This is a genomic window from Clostridia bacterium, assembly GCA_019683875.1.
Lineage (GTDB): Bacteria > Bacillota > Sulfobacillia > RBS10-35 > Bu92 > Bu92.
The window spans coordinates 1-2,175 of record JADGHN010000194.1; the positions used below are offsets into that span (position 1 = coordinate 1).

Below are 2,175 nucleotides of genomic sequence, written 5' to 3' on the forward strand. Positions count from 1 at the left end.
CGCCAGCAGCGCGTCGCAGACGTGGCTGCCGATGAAGCCGGCGCCGCCGATGACGAGGGTTCTCTTGGGCACGGGCGAGGGCCCTCCTTGTCGTTGCGCTGGGGAGTCGGCGTTGACGAAGCCGCGCTGCCGCGCCGGTTCGTCCGGGGCGCGGAGCGTGGGCTGACGACGAAGGATTCGCGGCCCCTCGAGGCCTTCCTTTCCGACCCCGATGCGCGACGCGCGCGTGATCGGCGCCTGCGTGTCAGGGACGCCGCTGGCGGGCCGCGTGCCTGGGCGAGGCGGCGTACTTGGTCGACGCGGCGGGGCCGTGGTCAACAGCTGCCGGGCGCGCCGCACCACTGCGAGACTTCCCGCAGGGCGGCGCACACGAGGAGAACACCGGCAAGGGCCAGCATCGTGTACTCCGGCGCGCGGAGGGGACGTGGGTCAAGGCCCCGCACCGGACCGCCGAGCCAGCTATCTTGGCGCCATCGCGCCCATCCCGCCGTGGCCGCGGCAACCAAGACGTAGGCGGTGAGCTCCATGAAGCCAACACGTGCGAGAACCGCCGCCAGCGACGGTGCAGGCCGTTCGGGCAGTGGGGTGGCGAACGAATTCGTGCCCAGCAGCAGCCCGTAAAGTCCCCAGTAAACCAGGGGCGGGAGGAAGCCGAGCGGCAGTCGCCGAACGCGGAGCAGGTTCGCCCCGGCCACGAACAACGCGGCGGCCAGGACGTTCGAGCCCAGCACGGCGACGACGCGACCGGCAGGGCCAAACCGCTCCAGGGGCAAAGCCGAGGAGATGGTCCGGGCGCGTAACGCGCCTTCGGGAAACCACGCGTAACCCGCCCACCAGGCGAGCCACAACAGCCCCTGCGCGGCGGCGAAGAGCTTAAGAAACGTCCGCAGGGGCGTCGACGCTTGCATCCGGTGCACTCCCCTTCGTTGGAGCGGCTGCCTCCAATGGATATCGAAGTCGCGGGAGCTTCCGTTCCGGATCGACGGGAGACACGCGCTCGCCGATGCGCTGGGCGCCCATCGTACGCTAGAACGGTTCCGCGTTGGGCTCGCTTGCCATCACCCGGAACCTGGTTCCGGATTGTGCCATTTCTCGACCCGGCGTACAACTCGACGATGGACGTCCCCGGTCCGACAGGGCTCCGCCGTCGTCCCCGCGAATACCGGAAACCTGTCCGCGTCGACGCGGATCTCGACCCCGTCCCGGCGGTGGATCTCCGCCGCGACGGATCTTCGTTCGTGAAAGGTTGGTTGCATGTCGAAGCGTCGTTCGGCCGCCGGTGGGGCGGCGCAGGCGGCCGCGCAGGGCGCGCAGGGCAAGGCGGCCAAGACGGCCCTCGCGGCCGGGTGGGGCCTGGCACTGCCGTTCGCCTACATGGCCGTTCTCGTCTTTTCCCCGGAAATGCGCGGCCTCTATTTCCCGTTTCAGCAGATGGAGATCTTCGCACTGCTCATCGTGCTTCTCTTCGGCTGGGTCACCTGGCGCAGGGCGGCGGCGAAGGAGGACGCGTGGCAGGGATGGGGCCGGTTCGAGGCGGCCGCCGCCGCGCTCGTGGCGCTGTACCTCCTGTCGGCCGCGTGGGCGGCCGATCCCCGCGCCGCGGTGCAGACGGCCATCCTCTACGGGCTGAGCCTCGCCGGCCTCCTTTTTGCCGCGCGGCTGGACGGGCCGGAGCGCGTCCGCCTCATGTGGGCGGCGGTGGCGGCGGGAACGCTGGTGGCCGTGCTCGGCGTCGGCGCCGCGGCGGGCACCGTGCACGGCAACGGGTACCTGCAGGGCACGCGCGTGCTGTCCGCGCTGCAGTACCCGAACAGCACGGCCGCCTACCTCATGACGTGCCTGCTCGTCGCGTACGGGCTGTGGACGCGGCAGGCGGCGCCGCGGGCGTGGACATCGGCTGCGGTGGCCGCGGCGGCGGCCGTCATGCTCGTCGTCTTCGTCTACACGCAGTCGCGCGGCGCGTGGCTCGTGTTCCCGGCGGGGCTGGTGCTGTTGTGGGCGAGCCAGCCGGCCGGCTTCCGCTTGCGCGTGGTGGAGGCCTTCATGGCGACCCTTGCGGCGGCCGCGCCCGCGGTTGTCGTCTTCAACCGCTTCTTCAACCCGGCGACGTTGTCGGCGCAGGCGCGGCCGGGCGTGTGGCTGGCGGCCCTGGTGGCGGTCGTCCTCGGCGCGGCC

2 protein-coding genes are annotated in these 2,175 nt (G+C 71.6%); one reads left to right on the forward strand and one right to left on the reverse strand.

From position 1 onward, the window contains the following. Positions 1-314: 314 nt before the first annotated feature. Positions 315-908, reverse strand: coding sequence for a hypothetical protein (locus IRZ18_09805; protein MBX5477399.1), 594 nt, complete (start codon positions 906-908; stop codon positions 315-317). A gap of 346 nt (positions 909-1,254) precedes the next feature. On the opposite strand from IRZ18_09805, the gene IRZ18_09810 reads away from it, so the two are divergent. Further along, on the forward strand, positions 1,255-2,175 hold a 921-nt coding region (locus tag IRZ18_09810; protein MBX5477400.1), incomplete at its 3' end, for a hypothetical protein.